Annotated in this window: 24 protein-coding genes; 13 read left to right on the top strand and 11 right to left on the bottom strand. The window is 50.0% G+C overall.

From position 1 onward, the window contains the following. Position 1 precedes the first annotated feature (1 nt). Together V0288_RS02575 and V0288_RS02570 are read right to left on the bottom strand one after the other, a co-directional pair. Positions 2 to 511 carry a HEAT repeat domain-containing protein gene (locus V0288_RS02575; RefSeq protein ID WP_332863447.1) on the bottom strand — a complete coding sequence of 170 codons (510 nt, stop codon included), beginning with the start codon at positions 509 to 511 and terminating at the stop codon, positions 2 to 4. Continuing rightward, positions 508 to 2,796, bottom strand: coding sequence for an NACHT domain-containing protein (locus V0288_RS02570; protein ID WP_332863446.1), 2,289 nt, complete (start codon positions 2,794 to 2,796; stop codon positions 508 to 510). The genes V0288_RS02575 and V0288_RS02570 overlap by 4 nt, the downstream gene beginning before the upstream one ends. A gap of 151 nt (positions 2,797 to 2,947) precedes the next feature. On the opposite strand from V0288_RS02570, the gene V0288_RS25045 reads away from it, so the two are divergent. Genes V0288_RS25045 through V0288_RS02560 form a run of 3 tightly spaced genes read left to right on the top strand, consistent with a single transcriptional unit; the run spans position 2,948 to position 5,069 of the window. Further along, entirely contained in the window at positions 2,948 to 3,061 is a 114-nt protein-coding gene (locus V0288_RS25045) for an NAD synthetase (protein ID WP_422661874.1), read from the top strand. Next, the gene (locus tag V0288_RS02565) at positions 3,058 to 3,762 is read left to right on the top strand and encodes a glutathione S-transferase N-terminal domain-containing protein (protein WP_332863445.1); all 705 of its coding nucleotides are present in this window, start codon (positions 3,058 to 3,060) and stop codon (positions 3,760 to 3,762) included. Before V0288_RS25045 ends, V0288_RS02565 begins: the two co-directional genes overlap by 4 nt. 50 nt (positions 3,763 to 3,812) lie before the next feature. Then, the gene (locus tag V0288_RS02560; RefSeq protein ID WP_332863444.1) at positions 3,813 to 5,069 is read left to right on the top strand and encodes a dicarboxylate/amino acid:cation symporter; all 1,257 of its coding nucleotides are present in this window, start codon (positions 3,813 to 3,815) and stop codon (positions 5,067 to 5,069) included. 173 nt (positions 5,070 to 5,242) lie between these two features. Here V0288_RS02560 and V0288_RS02555 read toward each other — a convergent pair whose 3' ends face one another. From V0288_RS02555 to V0288_RS02545, 3 genes are all read right to left on the bottom strand, one after another. Next, on the bottom strand, positions 5,243 to 5,887 hold the full coding sequence (locus tag V0288_RS02555) for a glutathione S-transferase family protein (RefSeq protein ID WP_332863443.1): 645 nt from the start codon (positions 5,885 to 5,887) through the stop codon (positions 5,243 to 5,245). 136 nt (positions 5,888 to 6,023) lie between these two features. Continuing rightward, positions 6,024 to 7,439: an MBL fold metallo-hydrolase gene (locus V0288_RS02550; RefSeq protein WP_332863442.1), complete on the bottom strand. Its 1,416-nt coding sequence runs from the start codon at positions 7,437 to 7,439 to the stop codon at positions 6,024 to 6,026. Positions 7,440 to 7,482: 43 nt separating this feature from the next. Continuing rightward, complete coding sequence (locus V0288_RS02545) at positions 7,483 to 7,917, bottom strand: protein tyrosine phosphatase family protein (RefSeq protein ID WP_332863441.1); 435 nt, start codon at positions 7,915 to 7,917, stop codon at positions 7,483 to 7,485. Positions 7,918 to 8,316: 399 nt separating this feature from the next. Here V0288_RS02545 and V0288_RS02540 point away from each other — a divergent pair, with 399 nt between their 5' ends. Then, the gene (locus V0288_RS02540; RefSeq protein WP_332863440.1) at positions 8,317 to 8,670 is read left to right on the top strand and encodes a four-helix bundle copper-binding protein; all 354 of its coding nucleotides are present in this window, start codon (positions 8,317 to 8,319) and stop codon (positions 8,668 to 8,670) included. A gap of 150 nt (positions 8,671 to 8,820) precedes the next feature. Here the strand turns inward: V0288_RS02540 and V0288_RS02535 are convergent, their stop codons facing one another. Further along, positions 8,821 to 10,230: a sensor histidine kinase gene (locus tag V0288_RS02535; protein WP_332863439.1), complete on the bottom strand. Its 1,410-nt coding sequence runs from the start codon at positions 10,228 to 10,230 to the stop codon at positions 8,821 to 8,823. Positions 10,231 to 10,264: 34 nt separating this feature from the next. Between V0288_RS02535 and V0288_RS02530 the strand changes: the two genes are divergently transcribed. Together V0288_RS02530 and V0288_RS02525 are read left to right on the top strand one after the other, a co-directional pair. Further along, positions 10,265 to 10,402, top strand: a complete 138-nt coding sequence (locus V0288_RS02530) for a hypothetical protein (protein WP_332863438.1) — start codon at positions 10,265 to 10,267, stop codon at positions 10,400 to 10,402. A 27-nt stretch (positions 10,403 to 10,429) separates the two neighbouring features. Continuing rightward, positions 10,430 to 11,104 carry a response regulator transcription factor gene (locus V0288_RS02525; RefSeq protein ID WP_332863437.1) on the top strand — a complete coding sequence of 225 codons (675 nt, stop codon included), beginning with the start codon at positions 10,430 to 10,432 and terminating at the stop codon, positions 11,102 to 11,104. Between the two features lie 673 nt (positions 11,105 to 11,777). On the opposite strand, the gene V0288_RS02520 is transcribed toward V0288_RS02525, so the two are convergent. Beyond that, complete coding sequence (locus V0288_RS02520; RefSeq protein WP_332863436.1) at positions 11,778 to 12,923, bottom strand: quinone-dependent dihydroorotate dehydrogenase; 1,146 nt, start codon at positions 12,921 to 12,923, stop codon at positions 11,778 to 11,780. A 15-nt stretch (positions 12,924 to 12,938) separates the two neighbouring features. On the opposite strand from V0288_RS02520, the gene V0288_RS02515 reads away from it, so the two are divergent. Further along, positions 12,939 to 13,076 (top strand): hypothetical protein, encoded by a 138-nt coding sequence (locus V0288_RS02515; protein ID WP_332863435.1) that lies wholly within the window; start codon positions 12,939 to 12,941, stop codon positions 13,074 to 13,076. A gap of 56 nt (positions 13,077 to 13,132) precedes the next feature. Here V0288_RS02515 and V0288_RS02510 read toward each other — a convergent pair whose 3' ends face one another. The 3 genes from V0288_RS02510 to V0288_RS02500 form a co-directional block, all read right to left on the bottom strand. Beyond that, on the bottom strand, positions 13,133 to 13,927 hold the full coding sequence (locus tag V0288_RS02510; protein ID WP_332863434.1) for an MlaE family lipid ABC transporter permease subunit: 795 nt from the start codon (positions 13,925 to 13,927) through the stop codon (positions 13,133 to 13,135). Positions 13,928 to 14,064: 137 nt separating this feature from the next. After that, positions 14,065 to 14,919 carry a universal stress protein gene (locus V0288_RS02505; protein WP_332863433.1) on the bottom strand — a complete coding sequence of 285 codons (855 nt, stop codon included), beginning with the start codon at positions 14,917 to 14,919 and terminating at the stop codon, positions 14,065 to 14,067. Between the two features lie 198 nt (positions 14,920 to 15,117). After that, positions 15,118 to 15,669 (bottom strand): hypothetical protein, encoded by a 552-nt coding sequence (locus tag V0288_RS02500; RefSeq protein WP_332863432.1) that lies wholly within the window; start codon positions 15,667 to 15,669, stop codon positions 15,118 to 15,120. A gap of 201 nt (positions 15,670 to 15,870) precedes the next feature. Here V0288_RS02500 and acs point away from each other — a divergent pair, with 201 nt between their 5' ends. The 5 genes from acs to V0288_RS02475 all read left to right on the top strand — a co-directional run bounded on the left by acs (position 15,871) and on the right by V0288_RS02475 (position 21,699). After that, positions 15,871 to 17,841: an acetate--CoA ligase gene (acs, locus tag V0288_RS02495; RefSeq protein WP_332863431.1), complete on the top strand. Its 1,971-nt coding sequence runs from the start codon at positions 15,871 to 15,873 to the stop codon at positions 17,839 to 17,841. A gap of 74 nt (positions 17,842 to 17,915) precedes the next feature. Then, positions 17,916 to 18,332 carry a XisH family protein gene (locus tag V0288_RS02490; RefSeq protein WP_332863430.1) on the top strand — a complete coding sequence of 139 codons (417 nt, stop codon included), beginning with the start codon at positions 17,916 to 17,918 and terminating at the stop codon, positions 18,330 to 18,332. Then, positions 18,320 to 18,655 carry a XisI protein gene (locus V0288_RS02485; protein WP_332863429.1) on the top strand — a complete coding sequence of 112 codons (336 nt, stop codon included), beginning with the start codon at positions 18,320 to 18,322 and terminating at the stop codon, positions 18,653 to 18,655. The genes V0288_RS02490 and V0288_RS02485 overlap by 13 nt, the downstream gene beginning before the upstream one ends. A gap of 198 nt (positions 18,656 to 18,853) precedes the next feature. Further along, the gene (locus V0288_RS02480) at positions 18,854 to 20,575 is read left to right on the top strand and encodes an AAA family ATPase (protein ID WP_332863428.1); all 1,722 of its coding nucleotides are present in this window, start codon (positions 18,854 to 18,856) and stop codon (positions 20,573 to 20,575) included. Positions 20,576 to 20,586: 11 nt separating this feature from the next. Further along, a complete protein-coding gene (locus V0288_RS02475) occupies positions 20,587 to 21,699 on the top strand; it encodes a hypothetical protein (protein ID WP_332863427.1) in 1,113 nt (370 codons plus the stop codon). Positions 21,700 to 21,767: 68 nt separating this feature from the next. Here V0288_RS02475 and V0288_RS02470 read toward each other — a convergent pair whose 3' ends face one another. Further along, positions 21,768 to 22,496, bottom strand: a complete 729-nt coding sequence (locus tag V0288_RS02470) for a creatininase family protein (RefSeq protein WP_332863426.1) — start codon at positions 22,494 to 22,496, stop codon at positions 21,768 to 21,770. 70 nt (positions 22,497 to 22,566) lie between these two features. Between V0288_RS02470 and V0288_RS02465 the strand changes: the two genes are divergently transcribed. Continuing rightward, positions 22,567 to 23,319, top strand: a complete 753-nt coding sequence (locus tag V0288_RS02465; RefSeq protein ID WP_332863425.1) for a response regulator transcription factor — start codon at positions 22,567 to 22,569, stop codon at positions 23,317 to 23,319. Positions 23,320 to 23,364 lie beyond the last annotated feature (45 nt).

The following is a 23,364-nucleotide window of genomic DNA, read 5'->3' as shown; positions in this document are numbered from 1 at the left end:
ATTAGTTCAAAGCGTAACGAGAACCGATTTTTCCGAGCGCGTCAACGGCACTTAGACGAACGTTATCATCCTCATCGGAACAAACTTTCGCGATGTGGGGAATCGCGTCTTCTAGGCCGATTTCACCGAGCGCGATGGTTGCCGTGGTGCGAACTTTCGCGTCCGAGTCGGTGAGGGATTGAATGAGGTATTGTACCGCTTTTTCATTGCCGATTTTTCCGAGTGCTTCCGCGACGTTTACCCGAATATCTGAGTTAGCGTCAGATAAACAGGACGCTAAAGCGGGAATCGCGGATTCCGTTCCTATATTTCCTAACGCTCTGATAATACTGAGGCGAACATCGCTATCATTTTCTTGTTGTAAATGAGAGATTAATGTATCGGCAACACGATGAGCGCCGATTTTCCCGAGAGCTTCGGCGGCTTTGGCGCGAATTTGCGGGATAGAATCGTTTAATTTTTTCGATAGTGTATCAATAGCGATTTGGGTGTTGGGAAGTTGCTGAATCACGATCGATCCTCCTGTTGTTGGGTATCATTGGGTTGAGACGAGATATTCTGTTGGTTTCCTAGCACCTTATCAGCGACATTACCGATGGTAGCTCCTTTGAAATCATAATAGTTGATAAACGTGGGAGAAGGTTGGAGGGTTTCAGGGGCAGGAGTATCGATCTCGTTATCATCTGTCATTGCCTTAACGGGCTGATAAATTTTGTGTTTTTCTTGTATTACCTTTAAAGTGTATATTAGTTTCTGTAAATTCATCAATGGAAAATCATTATTCATGATCAAGGCTTCGTTTGTTATAGATTGGATTAAAAGGGGGATGGATGATCTTGCATTAATTTTTCTAATGGAGTCTAGTGCGTAATGACGAACATTATGATTAGGATGTTCTAATGATGTAATCAGTTCAAATATATCATCGAAGCTTCCTTTATCTCCTAGTTTTTGAATTTCAGGAATACAAGTATCATCTTCGGGAAATTTCAAGACGATACGTGGTGGCGATACTTTAATTAGATCATCATTTAAATAAACAGAATATCCTTTATCAATCAATGCTTTTTTAGCTTCATGTCGAATAATTAACCGGTTATCCCGTGAAGCCTTCAATAAACCTTCAATAGCTATTTCTGAATCAAATTGACTTAAATGATATACGATAGAAAATTTGAGTAGCTCATTAGAACTATCGACTACATCTAATAAATCTATCAAAAAAGGAATTTCTCTTTCTGAGTTGATTTTAGACAACGCGGCATTAACATATCTACGAAAATCTTGATTGAATTCATGCTTTTTCATAAATTCTATTAAAATCGGTATCGAAGCCTCGGATTTTGTTTTTCCTAATGACCAAACTTTCACTATATCGGGATAATCCGTTCGCATCACCAAAGTGACGGTTTCCTCTTGCCAATCCGTGTTAACCTCTCCCGCTAACCTCGCTCCTAACTTAAAATCAACCGCTAGGGCTAATTTCACCACCCGTATCGCTTCCGCTTTTTTGTCCAACATCCCCAACATTAAGGCGATGGGTTCCGTCCATTTGAGGTAATTCAAATAGTCCCACCGCAACTCTTCAGGGGTCAGACGGGGCAACTCCTGCAAGAGAGTTTCGGCGGTGTAGTATTCCTGAATGAGTTGATGAGGAAATTCTATACCTCGTTTATCGGGTGTTACCTGAATCAAATAATATTTCAGTAACTCTTCTAGCCACTCTAAAGCGGTATTGTCAGGATGAGAAACTTTCCCCCGTAGAAATTCTATTAATATATTTTCTGCTTCCTGCCGAGAAATCGATAGTTTAATTTCTGTCCGGCTTTCTCCTACCGTCATCATCCAAGCTAGATGTTGTAATAGTCGCTCGTGCCAACGACGCAAATCGTCGGAAATTTGGACTCCTTCTCTCTCTCGCTTGTATCTATCAAAATTTTCCATGAAGTCGCGGAAAACCAATCCTAAATTCGCGGGGATTTGTTTTTTGTACTCGAACACCCAACACAGCATCCATAACAGTAAAGGAGTTTTCCCGAACTCCCAAAGGCGATTTCCCAACTGTTCCAGCATTCTCTCGCCTGTTTCCGGCAGATAGGCGCGGACGAACTCGCGCATCTGCGGTTCGGTGAGAGGTAGCATTTTTAGCTTTTTTTCGAGATTGAGTTCGCCACCGATAGCTAGATCGCGTGCGGTGAAAATCATCGGGATTCTGGTGTGTTTCTGGCGAAATCGCTGTAAAGACCGCCGCGCCGAATCCGAGGGTAATTCGTTGATCCCGTCAAACAAGAGTAGGGGAATTATCGGGTTCTGTCCTCGGAGAAAATTTTCAAGGGTGTTTTTGTCGATTTCCAGTTCGTGCCATTCCAGGAATTGCTGGATAAGATCGAAAATCGAGGTTTCATAATCCCGAAGCTCGACTAGAATAGGAATTTGGATTATTTTAGAAGGATTCGGATTATTAGCGAGTAAAATTTTCGATTCTTCGGCTTTCTCGAATAATAATCGCGCTAAGACCGTGGATTTGCCGGAACCGGGGCGACCGCGTAAGAGGACGTGATCGCGCGCGTATTTCTGTAAAGCTTCTAATACGGGGAGACGTTCGGGTTTTTCTTCGTTTTCCTCGCGATTTTCTCGTGGGGGCGCGATGGTTTGTACCCGTAAATCCGTTAGCAGGGGGGCGGTTTTCGGGAGGCGTGTTTTTCCGGCTACGTCCGTTATGGTGTAAGCCGTCCACCATCGGGCGTATTTATCATCGTTACAAATCGATTCTAGGTAAGGGTTCCAGTCGATCACGCGCGATACCGGTTATTTCGGGTCAAGAAATCGGGTCTCCGAATTCTTCCATTGTACGCGAGGGAATCGGGAAAAATCGCGGAACCGGCGGAGATGGTAGAATGGGCGCGGGTCGGGGTGCGATCGAGCTTCCCGCGGACGGAGAGTATTAATGGAAACGAACTCGGTAATGGATTGGATTTTAGGCGGTCTGGCGATCGCTATCACGGTCGCGGGACTGTGGATGTTATTGAGTGGAATTCGGAGTATGGGAGGCAAATCATGATCGATCTCTACTACTGGCCGACTCCCAACGGCCACAAGATTACTATCTTTCTAGAGGAATCCGGGCTAGATTATCAGATTATCCCCGTGAATATCGGCGCGGGCGACCAATTTAAACCGGATTTTTTGAAAATTTCGCCGAATAATCGGATGCCGGCGATCGTCGATCGATCGCCCGCGGACGGCGGAGAATCGATTTCCGTGTTCGAGTCCGGCGCGATTTTACTGTATCTGGCCGAAAAAACGGGTCGGTTTCTCTCTAGCGACCCGAGAACCCGTTTCGCGACGCTGGAGTGGTTATTCTGGCAGGTGGGGGGACTGGGGCCGATGGCGGGACAGAACCACCATTTCGGGCAGTACGCGCCGGAAAAAATCCCCTACGCGATCGATCGCTATACCCGTGAAACGAACAGACTCTACGGGGTGTTAAATCGACGGTTAGCCGATCGAGAGTATATCGCCGGGGATTACTCGATCGCCGATATGGCCTGCTATCCGTGGATCGTTCCCCATCAAATACAGGGACAAAATCTCGCCGATTTCCCGCATTTGCAGAGATGGTTCGGTTCGATCGAATCCCGTCCCGCGGTGATCCGGGCCTACGAGAAAGGTCGTTCCCTCGCGTCGCGTCCGGTGGTGAGCGAGGAAAGTCGGGCGATTCTATTCGGACAGAGCGCGGCTTCGATAGAAACGGAGAAGTAAACGAGAGCGCGAATGTATATCCTAAAGGGGATGCTCTCTCACTTCACACGATGACTCTATCCACGCTCATCTTAATCGCCCTCGGTCTGGGAATTGTCTTCGGGTCGGGACTGCACGGCTTTTTCCCAGCCGCGATCGGGCCGCTCGATCGCTATCTACTCGACCCCACCGGTCGGGCTTTTTTACGGTTAATCCAGTTCGTCGTCGTGCCGATCGTCTTTTCCTCGCTTATCCTCGGTCTCACGCGGGTTCAGAATGCCACGCGGGTCGGGAGATACCTAGTCAAACTTTTGAGCGGTTATGTCCTGACCAGTTCCCTCGCGCTCGGTATCGGGATGGGGATGGCGTTGTTGTTGCAACCCGGCGCGGGAATGGCGGGATTCTCGGAGACGGTGGCGGTGAAAAGTGTCGCGCCTGTCTCGCCGATCGATTGGCTGGTGAGTCTGATTCCGGTGAACCCGATCGCCGCGCTCGGTAGTGGCAATCTGTTACAGGTGATCGTCGCGGGGGTTTTATTCAGCGCCGGGATCGCGTCGGCCGGGGAGAAGGCGCGACCTTTTGTAGATTTTCTGGAAAGTCTTTACGTTATTAGCGAGAAAATCCTCTCGGTTGTTCTCTACGTCGCGCCGGTGGGTGTTTTCGCGCTCATCGCCTCGGTTATCGCCACGCAGGGGCTGGAATTGGTGGCGAGGCTGTTTTTTTACGTGTTCGGGCTGTTTTTGTCCAGCGCGTTGATGATCGGTTTTTATACCCTCGTCCTGTGGTTCCTGAAGGCGAAACCGGCGCGTTTTTACTCGTTTCTCGCGGAATCTCTCTCGCTCGCGTTCGGTACTGCCAGTTCTAACGCCGCGTTGCCGGTCGTTTTGCGCGATATTCAGGAGTACGGTTTACCGGAGGAGATCGCCAGTTTCGCGATTCCGTTGGGAACGGTTTTAAAACGGGATGGTTCGGCGATTTTACAGGGTTTTAACGCGCTTTTTATCGCTCAGGTCTACGGAGTTCCGCTCACGCCCTCTCTCGTGTTGGCGATCGCTTTGAGCGGGTTACTGGTATCCTTCAGTACGCCGGGGGTTCCAGGTTCGGCGCTGATTACCATGACGACGGTGTTATCCGCGGCCGGTTTGCCGTTGGAGGGGGTGGCGCTGGTTGCCGGGGTCGATCGATTGACGGACGGGTTTAAGACGGTGTTAAACGTGGTCGGCAATACGGTAAATGCGATTTTCCTCAACGCTTGGGAGGAAAGGGAAACGGGCGATCGATTTTTCCCCCGCGAGGATCGATCGATCGCCGAAAGTTCCGAGAATTAGGAGACCTCTTGCACAATTCGTTGTTGAGGGTCTAAAAACTTCAAAAACTACGACTATACAAGATAAATGGGTGTTTGGGGAGATTTTTAACGATAATATTCTTCCTCCTGACTCCTGGCTCCTGACTCCTGACTCCCTAACCACAGGACAAGTTTTGAATTCCGCGAGAGATCTTAGGTTGTCGGCCGCGTGGCTTTAAACTCCTCGATCTGTTCGGGAGTCGGCGCGGTCGATCGCCAGCTTTCCCGTTGCAGTAATCCCTCGCTCCACCGAGATAATCGCGGGTAATCGCTTAAATCTATCTGAAAATAATGTAAGAGGGGTACGATCGTCCCGGCGACGATCTCCGCGCTCGTGAACATTTCCCCGGCGAAATAGGGGTTATCTCCCAGTAAAGATTCAAAAAAACGCAATACCGTGGCGGTTCGTTCTTTCGCCGCCGCGAGTTGTGACGCGTCGATGTCGGTTCCCCAGAGGCTCTGCCGTGAGAAAAGCGTAATTTGCGGGATTAATTCCGTCAGCGTCACCATCTCTACCATTTTCACCTTCGCGAGCGATCGAGGGTCTGCCGGTAAAAGTGCCGGGGTGGGATATTTCGCTTCCAAATAGTCGAGAATCGCCAGAGATTCGATCACGGTAAAATCGCCGTCTACTAACACGGGGATACGGTGAAACGGGTTGAGAGCGAGAAATTCCGGTTGTAGCTGATCGCCATCCAAGCGCAGGGGAATTAACTCGAATTCCAGCCCTTTTTCGAGTAAAGCGATCCAAACACGGCGGGAATTGAACGAGATGGGTAAATGATAGAGTTTAAGCATGATAGAGAATCTGGAAGAGAAGAATTCTTCCGGCTAACGTTCGACGCGGGATAATTCTAGGATAGGGGAAAATCCCGCTCGATCGGTAGCCCGTTCTCTATCGATTGCCCGATATTGCCCGTTTACCGCTCGGTATTCACGATACCGTCGCTTCTCGCGGTTCCGGCTTCTCGATCGGTAAATTCTCTTGTTTCCAGGCGATCCACGATCCCGGCACGTTAATCACCCGATCGAACCCGGATTTCTGTAAAATACTGGCGGCGATCGAGGCGCGATAACCGCTCCCGCAGTAGGTAGCGATCGCGCGATCCCGATCGAGTCGATCGAGATTTTCTTCCAAACGGGGGACGAAAATATGTTCGGCTCCCGGTATAAATCCCTGTCGGTATTCCTCGTCCCCGCGCACGTCGAGAACGGTAAGATTCTCGTCCTGTCGGTGTCGGTTCAAATCGTGGACGGTCCATTCCGTCACCCGCTCTAACGGCAATCCCGCGTCCTGCCAACTCGTCATCCCGTCGTGGAGATAACCCGCTAAATGGTCGTACCCGACGCGGAAAAGTTGCTCCGTCACCAATTTTACATCCCGCTCGCTCTCCACGATTACCAGTAGGGAGCGCTCCGGGGGAATCATCCATCCCACCCAATTGGGAAACGCGGGACGTAGGGCAATATTAATCGCTCCCCGGACGTGTCCCCCCCCGAACGCGAGAATCGATCGAGTATCGAGAATTAGCGTGTTTTCCTCGTCCATTTTTTGCCGGAACTCGGACGCGCTTAACGGTTGTAGGGTGGGCAAACAACCGACTACCGGCGCGCCTTTGGCGTTGATTTTCTTCAGTCTGGCGTAATGGCGCGGCGGTTCCGGCATATCCCCCAACAACCAATCAACGAACTCGTCTTCCGATCGCTCTTGCAACGCGGGATTAAACAGCCGCTCGTTACCGATGGTACTATGACGGCGATCGCCGATCGACTTCCCGCAGGACGATCCCGCTCCGTGACAGGGATAGACCTCGATCCGATCGCCGAGAGGCAGGATTTTCTCGAATAACGAGCGATAAAGCTCCCGCGCCAGTCGTTTTTCCGTCCCACCCCCCAACAGATCCGGACGACCGACATCGAGATTGAACAGGGTATCGCCGGTAAACAGTCCGAAGGGTTCTTTTCCCTGTTTCGCGTCGTGAATGAGGAGGGAGATATGTTCGGGAGTGTGGCCGGGGGTGTGGAGCGCGCGCAGGGTGACGCTACCGACCTCGATCGTGTCTCCCTCTTGCAATTGGTGTAAATCGAATTGATAATCGTCGCTTTTCCCCCCGTAGATGGGAATTCCCAAGCGCGCGCGCAGTTCGTGGGAACCGGAGACAAAATCGGCGTGAATATGGGTTTCCACGCTGGCGATCGGTTTTACCCCTAATTCTCTAGCTCGCTGTATATAGATATCCACGTCCCGACGGGGATCGATAATCACGGCCACTCCGGCTTTATCGTCCCCCACGAGATAGGATAATTGGGCCAGTCCCTCGACATTGATCTGCTCTAAAACGAGTGCCATTTCGCGGATTCCTCCCGCTTCGATCGGGTACAGTAGCGGGAATTTATTTCGCGCTAACGTGTTCGGAAATGTAATGCCGGAAAAATTCTTTCATCCGCGGGGACGAGTCACAATCGAATCCCATTTTTCGCCCCCGGTCCATCGCCGTTTCCGCGCTGATTCCCTCGCGGGTGGCGATATACATGAGCGCCATCGCGCCGGAACGTAGTCCGCTTTTACAGTGAATTAAGAGCGGTTTCGGCATTCGATCGATCTCTTCGAGAATGCGATCGGCCTGAGCCTCGTTTAAACTGTCCGGACGGACGGGAATATTGAGATATTCGAGTCCCGCGCTCTCGGCTCTCTCGGACTCGTCTTTCAGCGCGCCCTCTTCCTCCGGGGAACGCAAATTTAAGAGCGATTTATAATTTTCTCGGACCGCCTCTTGTAGATCTTCCGGCGCGGGTTGGACGGTCGCGACCGAAATTTCGTCATTCATTCGTTTAACGTTATCCATCGCGTGTATTTCGATTCTGAATTAACTATCTAGTTCAAAAGCAACCTAACAAATACCCGGTTCGCCACAATACCGACTAGCGGGAGATTCGCCGCGACCGAAAGATATAGACGATCTAGTTCCGATCGAACTCCCTAACGTCAAGATCAATTCTTCCCGTCCCCGATCGGCAACCATCGAGGAGGGGTAAGCTCTAGATTAAACAATGATTTCCGCTAGATACCGTCGGTATTTCGCGAAAAAGATGTTGCTTTTTGTAAAAAGAAAAAGATCTCTTTCGAGAGATAGAGACAGGAGAGAAAATAGTTTTTTACAGTGAATTCGTGGGGCTAGATACCGAATACTTAGTCCCGCGCTTGTTTCATTTGCCGGGGTGAATTTATGACCGCCACTCAATCCCGTAAATCCTCGTTAGAAACCTGTATCGAGGATTGTTTTCAATGTCTAAAAGATTGCGAGAATTGCGCGACCGCTTGCCTGTACGGGGATATGGAGCAGATCATGGCTCGATGTATCGCGTCCTGTCGCGATTGTGCCGATATCTGCGCGCTCTGTACCCGTTTTATGATTCGCGATTCCGAGTTTCACGGGCGAGTCTGTCAGGTGTGCGCGGAAATCTGCGATCATTGCGCGTCGGAATGCGAGAAATACGATAACGATTACTGTCGTCGTTGCGCGGAATCCTGCCGTCGTTGTGCGGAATCCTGCCGTCGGATGACGACCGCGATGGCCTAAAAACCGATTCGATCGAGGTGAGAGGGGAGGAAAAAGATCGCGACCCCGATCTCCGCGTTTCCCTCGATCGAAAAGTCGATTTTCCTTCTAGAAAAGGACGCGGGAAAGCTGACAAGAAAACGGTGGGTTAAACAAAATCGAGCGTGTTAACTATCGCGAATCCGATGGGGGGAGCGTGTTTCTCTCCCCGTCTCTCTCCACCTCGCGGGGAATTTGGACGGTAAAGATCGTTCCCTCTCCCACCCGGCTCTTAACCGAAATTTCCCCCCGGTGCAGTTCCAGACATTGTTTAACCACCGCCAATCCTAGCCCCGTTCCCGCGATCTCTCTCGCGTTCGGGGCGCGGTAGAAAGGTTCGTAAAGAGTGAGTAGGGATTCCGGGGGAATACCGCATCCCTCGTCTTGAATTTGAAAGATCACCGTTTCCGGCTGACAGGATAAGCGAAAGTGAACGGTTTTTTGGGGGGAAGAATACTTGATCGCGTTCGAGAGCAGATTACCGAGAATTGATTGCAGGAGTTTTTCATCCAGTCGGGCGTAATATCCCGGATTGTTACTACTGAATTCGATCGGGCGATCGAGTTCCCCGAGAGCCTCGAAATCCGAGATCAAATTCAGACAGAACGATTCTACCTCGATCCATTCCGGGCGGAAATCTAACTTACCCGCCTCGGCCCGCGTCAGGGTCAGGATATCGGTCAACAATCGGGTCATCGTTCTCGCGGAAGATTGAACGCGTTGAAGATTTTTCTGTCTTTTCTCCTCCGTCCATCCCTGACCGCGCTCGGTCAGTAGGTGAATCGAACCGAGAATCACGCTTAACGGCGTGCGGAATTCGTGGGATACCAGGGAAAAAAAACGCAGTTTCAGATCGCCGAGTTCTTTTTCCTTGGCTAACTTATACTGGAGAATTTCCACTCTCTCGCGCTCGACCATCTGCCAGTAAAGTAGGGCGAAGGTCGCGAACAGAACCGCGATCCCGAGACAGAGGCTAATCAGTTCCGCCCGCTGACCGTCGCGAATACTCTCGCGCGATCGCTCGATCCAGGCGTGGAGTCGTTGTCGCTCGTCCGTTTTCATCCGCTCGATAATCTGGCGAACGGCCAGACGGATTTTCTCGTTAGCGATCAGCCAGCGCGCCTGTTGTTCTCGATCGGTGGGGTGCTTTTGGTAGAGGAGGATCGATCGCTCCGCCAGGGCGAGCCTTCGGGCGACCAACCCGCGCAAATCCTCGATTCTCCCGCGTTCGACGGGATTATCGGCGAACCATCTCTCCAATCGATCGAGTTTCGGGGCGATACCCTCGATCGCTCGATAATAGCGCTGTAACTCCGACCGGCTTCCCGAAATAATATAACCCCGCCGCGCCGATTCACTATCGAGCAGGGCGGCGAAAAGATCTTCGAGAGTGTCGAGAACGGTACGCGCCTGTTGGACGCGCGCGGTATTCTCGATCGAGCGCAGGGTGTTTTGCTGGGCGAAAAAGTTGGCCAGCCCGGTGATCGATAACGCTAAACTAAAACCGCAGAGGAGTTTGAGCCGTTCGTTAAACCATCTCATAGTCGCTCGCGAGGGGGGATCGGAAAGCCTTCAAATGTTACCCGACTATCTCGACCGGGATTATCGGGTTTCTGGAAAATTTATTGACCGTCAACCGATCGATTGTGGTAGAGTCAGCGATACAAATAGCCGTCCCATCCCCCGCGGTTCGGGATCGGTCGTGACATCCTGAGACGTTCGCTCGAAATCAGTTCCGGTCATGCGAATTTTAATTGTAGAAGACGATACGGGAATGGCGGAAATGTTAACGGAAGCCCTAAGCGATCTGAATTATGTTGTGGATCGGGTGGCCGATGGGGAATCCGCCTGGGATTGGCTCCAAACTCTAGAATACAGTCTGGTCATCCTCGATCTGACCCTGCCGAAAATGGACGGGATCACTCTCTGTACCCGACTGCGAGCCAACCGTTTTTTCCTGCCCGTTCTCATCTTAACCGCCCGCGATACCCTCACCGATAAAGTCAAAGGCTTGGAGGCCGGGGCCGACGATTATCTGGTCAAACCCTTCGAGATGCCCGAATTAATCGCCAGGGTACGGGTACTCTTGCGTCGGGGAAACTCGATCGACTCTCCGGGGCTCTCTTGGGGAGACCTGCGATTGAATTCCAGCACTTACGAGGTCGTTTACGAGAACGAACCGTTACGCTTGACCCCCAAAGAGTACGCGCTTTTGGAACTCCTGGTATCGAGCGGGCGACGGGTGCTGAGTCGGGGGGGCATTATCGAGCGCCTCTGGTCTCTCGACGATCCCCCCTCCGAGGAAACCGTCAAATCCCACCTGAAAAGTCTCCGGCAGAAACTTCGGGAAGCCGGCGCTCCCGACGATTTTATCGAGACGGTTCACGGTTTCGGCTACCGACTCAAGCAGATCTAGTTTCCGGGCCGTCACCGAGCGATCGAAAAGGATAAAATTATGCCGGCGGGCGCTCGAAAATCGGGACAGAATGGATATACACTCTTCGGAACATCGGAATTAGCGGGTTCAAGTTGATTAGACCTCCTACAGCATGGTTTTTTGACCCTCTAAAAGCTGGAAAAATCACGGTTCGGGAAAAGATCGCGATGGTTCCGCGAATGTAGCGATCGCTCCTTCTCAATTCTCCCTTCCGGCTCTTGACTCCCGCTCGACGGGCGAGAAATTGGATCTCCCGCGAGCCGACCCCGGACAATCTGCCCGAAATCTACCCGAAATCTACCCGAAATTTCCCCGTAACCGTTTTTAAGATAAAGATGGATATTGGAAATGAGGACACTAAAAGGCTTTTTCTGCCGCGAAAAAAGTAGAAAAAGCCAATAGTTTCTTAAGTTCAACCAATCTAACCGGAATTTCACGGTACTTTTATTCGGATATTCGGAAGATTCCCGAAAGCCCGGACTTTCTGGAGACCGACCCCTTCCCGGAAATGCCGTATCTGTATCGTTAGTGGCACCCTATTGAAGGCCGCGTTCTTCTCTCATCGTTATCCATCCATTAGTTTAGGGATAGGAGCGGGACCCGATCTCGCTCCTATTTTTCAAAATGGTTCACGGGAAACGCTCCGGGAAGTTTACCGGGGATTCTCGCTTCCCACGGCCGACGCGAGACGATCGAACCCTTTTCCCGCTAATTTGTCCCCCAATCCTTTTAAAACGGTCGGAACCATCCAGGGTCCCTGATATAACCAACCGGTGTAAACCTGTAACAGACTCGCCCCCGCGGTGATTTTCTCCCAGACATCCTCGATCGAGAAAATGCCCCCGACCCCGATAATCGGCAGTTCCCCGCGGGTTTCCCGGTAAATAAAGCGGATAATCTCGGTAGAGCGCTCGCGCAGGGGTCGGCCGCTAATTCCCCCGGCTTCCTCCTCGATCGATTTTCCGGTTTGCGGTAGGACGCGGGTTTTCAGTCCCGATCGATCGATCGTGGTGTTCGTGGCGACGATTCCCGCCAATCGATAGGTCTTGGATAGCTCTAGAATCGTTTTAATCTCTTCCAACGCCAGATCCGGGGAGATTTTCACCAGTAAAGGCTTTCTACCCTGATTTTCCGTCTGGAGGGTGTCGAGAATGCGATCGAGTTGTTCCCCGGATTGCAGGGAACGCAATCCCGGCGTGTTCGGCGAACTGACGTTCACGACGAAATAATCCGCGCGATCGAACAGATAGCGGAAACTCCCCAGATAATCCCCCGGAGCGGCTTCTAGGGGCGTATTTTTCGACTTACAGAGATTGATCCCGATGGGAATCCGTCGCGGTTGTTGTCGCCAGCAAGCCTGTAGGGTTTCGGCCAAAGCCGCCGCGCCGCGATTGTTCGCTCCCATACGGTTCAGGGCGGCCCGATCGTCGGGAAGACGGAATAAACGGGGGGTGGGGTTGCCCGGCTGTCCTTCCAATGTGACCGCCCCCACCTCCGCGAAACCGAAGCCGAAACTATCCCAAACTCCCGCCCCCAGACCGTTTTTATCGAATCCGGCCGCCAGTCCGAGCGGGTTGGGAAAGGATAACCCCCAAAGATTAACCGCTAAACGCGGATCGTTCACTTGAAAGGTATCGTTTAGTTGCGAGATCAGCCACGCGCCCCAAAATCCGTGACGGGAGCGATCGATCGCGTTCAGTTTATCCAATAGCACTTGATGCGCTTCTTCCAAATGGCCGCGGATCGCGGAAAAAGCGATCGGGTATAACGGTTTCGTAACCTCGAAAATAGTCGGCATAATCGCGATAAACGTTTGAGTATTGAAATTTTCGGTGGAGGCAGGAGTCAGGAGTCAGGAGTCAGGAGGCAGGAGGTAGGAAGCAGGAGTCAGGAGGCTTTCAAAGAGCGAGTTTTTCCGTCTTGGCTACTATCTAAAGAGAGATATAGCTGACCACTGACCGCTTTTTCTCTTTAATCTCCCTCATCTCCCCCATCTCCTCCATCCCCCTATCCGACTCTCGCGTTGCCAGTTCCTTGAAAGAGAAGCCAGGACATAAAAAAATTGGCGACGAAGATGGCTAGGAGGGAAGTAACGACAGCCGTGGTGGTCGATTGACCGACCCCTTTCGCTCCGCCGGTGGTGGTTAACCCCCAACTGCAACCGATCACCGCGATCAAGATCCCGAAAACGATCGATTTCAGGACGGCGCTGATCAGATCCCACACGTCGAGGAAATTTTGTACCGATTGCAGGAACATCGGGTAAGAGATACCGTAGAGACTCTTAGAGATCAGTAAACCGCCGAACAGTCCCGTGACGAGGGAGATCACCGTCAGGATCGGTAACATGACACTACAGGCCAGCACGCGAGGAATGACTAGATAATCGATCGGATCGGTTTTCAGCATATACAGCGCGTCGATCTGTTCCGTAACCCGCATCGTACCGATCTCGGCGGCGAAAGCCGATCCCACTCGTCCCACCACCACCACCGCGGTTAAAACGGGGGCTAACTCCCGCGTCAGGGCCAGGGATAACACCCCCCCGACATAACTTCCGGCCCCGAAAAAAATAAATTCCCGCGCCACCTGAATGGTAAAGACCATACCCACGAAAGCCGCCGTCACCACGGAGATCGTCAGGGACTCCGGCCCGACCACGTTCATCTGTTCTAGGGTATTGCGGCGATGAATACGGCTTTTGAGAAGGTGTAAGAACACTTGTCCCGCGAGTAAACCCGCCGCGCTCAAGCGTTGGAACCACAGGCCGAGTCCACTTTGAGAAGAGCCAGGATCGGACATCCGCGAGGAATCAGGTAAACGATAGAAGGTCAAAAGCCCGTATTTCTGACTGTTAACACGCTTTAAAAAGCTAGTTGACCTTTTTTATCTTAGCAAAAATCAAGGCGCGGGGTTTTCCCTCGCGCCCGTTGTCCGTTTTACACGCCTTCTTTTCGGGCTAGGAGGACGGGACAGTTAGCGTTCACGCGCACGTAGTCCGAGAGGGAGGTTCCCAGGAGTCGATCGAGATCCGGTAGCGTTTTGGCCACCGACGGACGGCGATCGGGCGATCCCAACAGCAAGAGATCGACGTTATAATCCTCCGCGATCTTGCAGAGTTGTTCGCCGGGTTTCCCTCCCGCGACCACGCAACGATAGGGAACGTTCATCCGTTTCACCTTGGCCGCGGCCGCGCCGACAACGGGATTCTCTTCCATCTCCCGCTGGCTGGTGGGCGCGTATTCCGGTTTCAGGTCGGGGTTCACGCGGGCGAGGATCAGTTCCGCGTCGGGATAATCCCGGAGTAGGAAAAGCGCGAGATCGAGAGCGTAATCGGCGGTGGAAGATTTATCGAGGGCTACCATCACCCGCTTAATTTTTTTAACGTAAATATCGTCTTTTACCAACAGCATCGGGTGGTTGGTCAGTTGGAAAACGTACTGACTGACGGAATTTTCGAGGATGGCTTCCAAGCGTTTGAGTCCCCGCGATCCCATCAAGATCAGATCCGCGCCGATCTCGTCGGCTACCTGGCAGACCGTATCTTTGGGATCGCCCTGACGGAGAATCGTCGAGACTTTCGCGGGATCGATCTTCACTTCTTCGAGGATTTTGGCAAGCACTCGCGTTCCCTCTTCCCACTTGCTGGTTAGGGCTTCGGTGGTGACTTGCGGGGGGACAACGTGCAGGATGGTAATCGTGGCTTTCCGGAACGCGGGGATATCCATCAAGGCTTGAAGCATTTCCTGGGTGTGGCCGGTTCCGGAGTCAGCGTATAGGATTTTCTCTAGCATAGATGTAAACTCTGATCTCGATAGTTGTCGCTCATTCCCAGCATACTGCGAATAACAGCCTCGAAATTTAACGACTTATTAAGCGCGAACGAGCGATAGCACCAAGCTTTCAGCGATCGGCTATCCGCTTTCGACGGAAGAGTTGGCGCGGGTTCCCGATTCCCCGGCCGGTAACGGTGATTCGCTGACCGCCGATCGCTAATCGCCGGACCGCGTGACGACTTTGGCGCTGAAACCGATCGAGGCTAATTCTCGCACCCGTCGATCGGCTTGGTTCTGTTGTTGGAAAATGCCGGCATCGATCGCGTTCTCGTCGGGACGGATGTAAGCGAAGGGTTCGATTTTCTGGATTCGGGCTAGAGCCTCCGTACTACTCGCCGATACCCGCACGAGAAACAGTCGATCGCTGACGATCCCCCGTCGCGCGGAGTCCGATCGATCCGTCGGTGGGGTTCGTTTAGAAATTACCCGTGTCGGGGGTTTTATCGGTAGAGTTCGGCTATCGGTAACGGTCGCGGGCCGGACGGAAGGGGGCGCTTGAAAAACGTATTCCCGTGAGCGGGGGGACGGGGAAACCGCGGGCTTTGGGTCGATCGCTCTCGCGGCCGGTTTTTTGAGCGCCGGGGGAGAGGGTAAACGGGTTTCCCCGGCTAGGATTCTATCGATCGCCACGCTCGACGTTACGACGAGAAAAATCGCTATTTTTACCCACGGCATCCCCGAAAATAAGGCTCGGTTCGTTATTTTCATCCTAAACTAGCCCTCACACCCATAAGCGCTATTCGCCCATTGTACTAGAGGAAATTCGGGCGGGAAAGAAACGCTCGCGGGAGTCTCGGGAACTCGATCGCTCCCAACCTTAACAGGGGGGTAAAGAAATCCTTTCAACAGCGCCGGGGGGAACGCGAGGCGGTAATCTGGATTGCAAGAGAATTTATCCCGTCATTACCTATGGCAGAAGTAACGATCGAATCCGTTTTACAGGAAGACCGTAAATTTCCCCCGAGCGAGGCATTTTCCCGCGACGCGACCATCAAAAGCTTCGTCGATTACGAAGCCCTCTACGAGAGAGCCAAAGCCGACCCCCAAGCGTTCTGGGCGGATCTAGCCGAAAAAGAACTGCATTGGTTCGAGAAATGGTCGCGGGTTCTCGACTGGCAACCCCCCTTCGCGAAATGGTTCGTCGATGGAAAGATTAATATTTCTTACAACTGTATTGACAGACATCTCGCGACGTGGAGACGTAATAAAGCGGCGATTATCTGGGAGGGAGAACCCGGCGATAGTCGTACCATCACCTACGAACAATTGCATCGCGAGGTCTGCCAGTTCGCCAACGCGCTCAAAGAACTCGGCGTGAAAAAAGGCGACGTGGTGGGAATCTATATGCCGATGATCCCCGAGGCGGCGATCGCCATGTTAGCCTGCGCCCGAATCGGCGCGCCCCATAGCGTCGTTTTCGGCGGATTTAGCGCCGATGCCCTGCGCGATCGGTTAAACGATGCCTCCGCGAAAGTCGTCGTCACCGCGGACGGGGGTTTCCGCAAAGATAAAGTCGTCGCCCTCAAAGAACAGGTAGACCTCGCCCTCGCCGATAACGCCGCCCCCAGCGTCGAGAAAGTCCTCGTCGTCCAACGCACCAAAGAACCGGTGACGATGGTAGAAGGTCGCGATGTCTGGTGGCACGATTTACAAAAACAGGTTTCCGCCAACTGTCCCGCGGAACCGATGGACAGCGAGGATACGCTATTCATCCTCTACACTAGCGGATCGACCGGCAAACCGAAAGGAGTCGTTCACACCACCGGCGGTTATAACCTCTACACCCACATGACCACCAAATGGATATTCGACCTCAAGGATACTGATGTCTACTGGTGTACCGCCGACGTGGGCTGGATTACCGGCCATAGCTATATCGTCTACGGCCCCCTATCCAACGGCGCGACGACGGTAATGTACGAGGGAGTCCCACGACCGTCCAATCTCGGTTGTTTTTGGGACGTGATCGAGAAATATCGGGTCAATATTTTCTATACCGCGCCCACCGCGATCCGCGCTTTTATTAAAATGGGCGAAGAACTTCCCAACGCGCGCGATCTCTCCTCCCTGCGTTTACTGGGAACCGTGGGCGAACCGATCAACCCGGAAGCCTGGATGTGGTACTACCGGGTGATCGGGAAGGAAAAATGCCCGATCGTCGATACTTGGTGGCAGACGGAAACCGGCGGTATCATGATCACTCCCCTTCCCGGCGCGACTCCCACGAAACCGGGTTCCGCGACGCGTCCTTTCCCCGGCATTATCGCCGACGTGGTGGATCTCGATGGTAATCCCGTCGGAACCAACGAGGGGGGCTATCTGGTGATCAAACACCCCTGGCCGAGTATGCTGAGAACGGTGTATAAAAATCCCGATCGATTCCGCAGTACCTACTGGGAACACATCGCCCCCCGCGACGGGCAGTATCTCTACTTCGCGGGAGATGGTAGCCGTCGCGACGAGGATGGATACTTCTGGGTAATGGGTCGCGTGGATGACGTGATCAGCGTTTCCGGACACCGGTTAGGAACGATGGAGATTGAATCGGCACTGGTTTCCCATCCCGCGGTAGCCGAAGCGGCCGTGGTAGGACGACCGGACGAGATCAAGGGCGAGGAAATCTACGCGTTCGTGACGCTGGAGGGAGGTTACGACTCTAGCAACGAGTTAGCGAAGGAATTAAAGGATCACGTCGTCAAGGAAATCGGCATTATCGCCCGTCCGGGAGATATCCGCTTTACCGATGTCCTGCCGAAAACGCGTTCCGGGAAGATCATGCGTCGTCTCCTGCGGAATCTAGCTTCGGGACAGGAAATATCGGGCGATACTTCCACGTTAGAAGATCGATCGGTCTTGGATAAATTACGCGAGGGCGCTTAAAAAAGTTACGGTACGGGGAATGTTTACCCCGTGCCGGATTTCTGGAAAGGATACGATAGAGATGGGAGCGATCGATGTCCGCTAGAGATAAGTTTCACGGTATAGTTAGAATCGCTTTAGAAAAGGACGGGTGGACGATAACCGCCGATCCTCTCCATCTCAGTTTCGGTGGAGTCGATATGTATATCGATCTAGCGGCGGAAAGACTAATCGCCGCTGAAAAAGACGGACAGACCATCGCCGTCGAAATCAAAAGTTTTTTAGGAAGTTCGACCATTTCGGATTTTCATTTAGCCATAGGTCAATTTATCAACTATAGAACAATTTTAACCATTCAAGAGCCATATCGAACTTTATATTTAGCAATTCCTGAAGAAGCGTACAATGGCTTTTTTAAGCTTGAATTCGCCCAAACAATTATTCAATCTCAAAATTTAAAATTAATTGTTTACGATCCAGAAAAAGGAGTTATATTTCAATGGAAAAATTAGAATTTTATCGAAATAAAATCAAAGAACTTATTTCTGAATACGCCAGTTATTCATACGCTTACGGCGAGATTGAAAGCCAAGCCATTTTCGACACAGAACACGATCATTATCAATTAGTTCGGATGGGATGGGAAGGAAAGAAACGAGTTTATGGATGTGTTATGCACTTTGATATTAAAGACAATAAAATCTGGATTCAATGTAATTTTACCGATGTAGATATTGCGAAAGAACTGGTCGATATGGGAGTGGACAAAGAAGATATCGTTCTCGGATTCCATCCCGCCTATCTCCGTCCCTATACGGATTACGCGGTGGGTTAGTGTTCCCTTATAAACCATGTTTAACTGTAAATTTTTTGAAATCGAATGATCCGCCAGCTTTTGAATGGGGTAGAATGCTCGAAGTAGATCGATCGAGATTCTAGTTTAAGGTTTCCGGCCATCCTTCTAATGCGATTTACAGAAGCCTAGAAGTTTGCCTGGAGAAAAAGCGTCACAGAGTCAGCGGGAGAAAAGAGCATGGAGTCTATTCGAGTTCAGAGACTACGCTGTTTATCGGACACGGGAGATATTCAAATCAAGCCCATCACCGTCCTGCTCGGTGAGAACAGTTCGGGCAAAAGTACATTTCTCCGTCTTTTTCCCTTGCTGAAACAGAGTGTAGAAACTAGAACCACCGGCCCGATTTTATGGAATGGTCGCCTAGTTGACTTTGGCAATTATGAGAATGCCCATCAAAATAACGCCGAGGAAGGGATAAGCTTCTCATTTAATTTTTTGATCGAACAAGATATTGGTAGTTCTTATGATTTCTTCGGGTTTGACCCGATTCCCATTAATAATATTTTAGAGGATATTAGCGTATCATTGACACTCAAACTTGCGGAAATTCGTAATACCCAATCAACAACAATACAATCTATAATTTTAAATTTAAATGATTCCAAGGTTCAAGTGGATTTTGAAGAAGATGGTTATTTATCAAGATTTGAAATTAACGATTTGAATATCCTTCAACTTACAGGTAAACAGTTATTTAGAAAAACCGACAGTCAAAACTTATTACCTTTTCTCGTAGAAATAAAAGAGATATTGAACGAGGATCGTGAGTCGGAGATGTTTCGTGTATACTCTCGCTGGAGACGAACAATTGTATTTTTTTCTATTGTTAAATTATTGGAACAAAAAATAAAAAATATATTACCTCGCGACACATCATTAGAATCGGCAGAAGAATCGGCAGAAGAATCGGCGGAGAACATTGCTAAAATTATTTTTTCTGTAGGACTCGGCAGTTCTGAAGCCATGTTAAAAGACATTAAAAAAAATAGATATATTGATATTTTAAACCTTCAAAAGATTTCTTCTTGGCAAATAACAAATTCTGATTTTCAAGAAATTAAAAATTTATTAATCGCTAAATTTTTGCCAATCATTCTTGAAAAATGTGATATCACTTTAGGCGATTTTTTTAGACAAGTAAGTTATATAGCCCCATTTAGAAATCCGATTTTTAGATATAACAGAAATCAAGATCTTGTTGTAGATGAATTAGATCCTAGTGGTCAAAATTTGCTCATGTTTATTCGCAGTTTAACGGAGGAAGAATTACAGGATTTTCGAGGCTGGACTCGTCAGCATTTTGGCTTTGAAGTCATTCTTTCTCAAACCTTAGATCTCGTGTCTCTCAAAATTAAATCATTCTTCCCTGGAGGCAATAAACCCAAAACTGAAGATGGGATTAATATCGTTGATACTGGATTCGGTTTCTCTCAAATTCTTCCCGTGATAACCCAACTATGGCTACTCAGTAAAAACCGAAAAATCAAGAGAAAGATTTCATCTAATCCAGCTAGTTTGTATCAAATTCCTGGCATTCCTGTCCTCGCTAGTTTCTTTAATGCCCCTAGTCCTATTATTTTCGCTATTGAACAACCTGAACTACATCTTCATCCTCGTCTACAAGGAATGTTGACGAATGCTTTTGTTGATTCCATTCAAGCGGCCAAGGATAACGAAATCGATCTTCGTTTAGTGATAGAAACCCACAGCGAAACCTTGATTAATAAGTTAGGCGATTTAGTCGCTAAGAAAAAAATTGAAGCGGATGATATTAATATCGTTCTCTTCGAGACCGAACATCAATCAGGAAACGTTATGGTAAAAACCTCTCATTTTGATGAGGATGGCTATCTAGTCGATTGGCCGTTAGGATTTTTTGAAATGGATATGGATAGTTAAAAGGAGAAAGGATGCTGATTAAAATCGATCGATCGTTGACCGAAAACTTAAATGAGGAAATTGTAGAAGCTCTGAGATATTTAGCGATCGCTATCAAAGAGGGAAAACATAAAGTTATCGCCAAGAAAGAAACATTGAAGCCAGTTCTGGAATGCGCTGATTTATCGGCGAATGAGCGAGCTATCTATCAAAAATTGTATAATTCTGTAGAATTTAATGCCAATCTTCAAGTCGTATCGAAGTATATCGAAGTTCTCGAACCTTGTCCAGAACCAAAACTAGAATTATCTGGAGGAAAACAGATTATCAAAGTCCCAGCGAGATTTTTTAATGATTCCGCTAAAATCCAAAAAACAATCCTTCTGTGTGAACATGATATAGATACAAAATTTTACGAAATTATCGTGAAAGTTTTTCGTGTCTGGAAACAATTAAAGAGTGTACCGATCGATTACACCCCGATAGGAGCAGGAGGCAGTTTAATTGCCATTGAATATCAAAAAAATCAAAATTCAAGAAAAAATTTATGTCTCTGTATTGTCGATAGTGATAGACTTTCACCCAGTGCTAATCTAGGTGGTACCGCTCAAAAAATCCAAGAGATCGATGATATCAATCTTGTTTTTACACAGCTTATTATTTTAAAGGTTAGAGCGGTTGAAAATTTAATACCAAACTCGATATTGTCCGAGGTTTGTCAGTCCAATCGTGAACGTAGTAAAGCCCTAGAAATTCTCGAATCTATCACGGATAGTTCTGGAATTGAAGTTAGAAATTTCTTACATCTAAAAGAAGGTTCTAAATTTTTCCATCTTGCTAACTCATCTAATCAAGCCATAAAAAAATTCTGGCAAGAAAAACTCGGCAGCATACCGACTTTATCCAGTCGTATAGCCAAAGAATGTATTGAGGATTGGAAATGTAATGTAAAAAAAGATGAATGTGAGTGTTATATTTTCAGTGGTTTCGGAGCTAAACTTTTAGAAGATTCTATCGAGTGGCTGAAAAAACAAGATCCTCACAAAATCGCTCAAATGGTCGATACAGACTTACGCACCGAATGGGAATATCTGGGACAACAGATCGTCGATTGGTGTTTTGCCAGTTCCCCGATACGGGGCTAACCTTGGGCAATCGGATTAAACGAAGCGGAGATCTCATCTCGATCGCAGAAAACTCCTAATCCCCCCATCTAACCCATAAACTGTAAATAAGCCTCGCTCAACTCCTTAACCGCCACCTCGTAAAACCGCCGTCCGTGTTCGGGAGTCGCCAGATCCGGACTCGATCCCATCCGTCCGTCCGGATAATGTTCCCGGAAATCGCGCGAACCGTAAATCGGATAACCCGAAGCCACCGTTTCCGACATCGAAGCTTTTTTAATAAAATCCGGGTAAAGATACCACGTTAACGCCACCTCGCTCGGTGTCGCGTGGGAACCCTCCTTATCCCCGTATAACTCTTTCGCCAGTTGATAGACCGATCGACACGCGAACCAATTCCCCACCTGACATTTCACCTCGCGATCGATCGACTCCAGATGATAGTAAGTTTCCGAAAAAGCGGCCTTGAGCGTGGCGATATTCCCCCCGTGACCGTTAATAAAGAAAAAGCGATCGAATCCCGAGCGGGCCAGACAGGTCACGTAATCTAGAACTACCGCGATCAACGTACTCGGACGCAGGGAGATCGTCCCCGGAAACGCCGTATGATGTAACGCCATCCCCACGTTCAACGTCGGCGCGACCATCGCCGCGACCGCTTCCCCCACACCTTTCGCGATCGCCTCCGCGCAGAGAGCGTCCGTACCGATCAGACCGATCGGCCCGTGTTGTTCCGTCGAACCGATCGGGATAATAATCCCTCGGGATCTTTCTAAATAGGATTCCACCTCGGGCCAGGTAGATAATTGTAATAACATTTCCCTCCGACTCCCGTTTTCGGGTACAGTTTGATATGGGATCACCTAAGAGGAGCCATTCCATCATTTTATGTTAACGCTCGACAATCCCGCCCTATTCCCCAATTCTGACCTCCCTACCCCCCATCGGATTTTAATTGTCGAAGATGAAGATCTCATCCGGGACATGATCGTTCTCGCGCTACAAGAAGAAGGTTACGAGGCGATCGGTGTCAAGGACGGACGATCGGCCCTGGAAATCCTTCAAAATAACGATAACCCCAACCTCGAATCCCGTCTCGATCTGGTGATTCTCGATGTCATGTTACCCCACATCAACGGCCTCGATATCTGTCGTCTCCTGCGCCATCACGGGAATATCATCCCTATCCTCATCCTCAGCGCCAAAGCCAGCGAGACCGATCGGGTTCTCGGCCTAGAAGTCGGGGCCGATGACTATCTCACCAAACCCTTCAGTATGCGGGAACTGATCGCCCGTTGTCGCGCGCTGATCCGCCGTCAGGGATTCACTTCCGGGTCCGCGGCCCCCGTCCGGAAATATCGCGATGTCACCCTCTCCACCCAAGAATGTCGCGTCATCGTCCGCGGGGAAGAAATCAACCTTTCCCCCAAAGAATTCCGCCTTCTCGACCTATTTATGAGTTATCCCCGTCGGGTTTGGTCGCGCGAGCAGTTAATCGAACAGGTATGGGGGCCGGATTTCCTCGGGGATACGAAAACCGTCGATGTTCATATCCGCTGGTTACGGGAGAAATTGGAACTCGATCCCGGCCAACCGGAATACCTGATCACCGTCCGCGGTTTCGGGTATCGTTTCGGGTGATCGGCGAACCCCCGATCGGGAGATTTACCGATAGAATTTAAAGAA

The sequence above is a fragment of the Pannus brasiliensis CCIBt3594 genome (assembly GCF_036688125.1).
In the GTDB taxonomy this organism is placed as follows: Bacteria; Cyanobacteriota; Cyanobacteriia; order Cyanobacteriales; family Microcystaceae; genus Pannus; species Pannus brasiliensis.
This window is presented reverse-complemented; position numbering and strand designations above follow the sequence as displayed.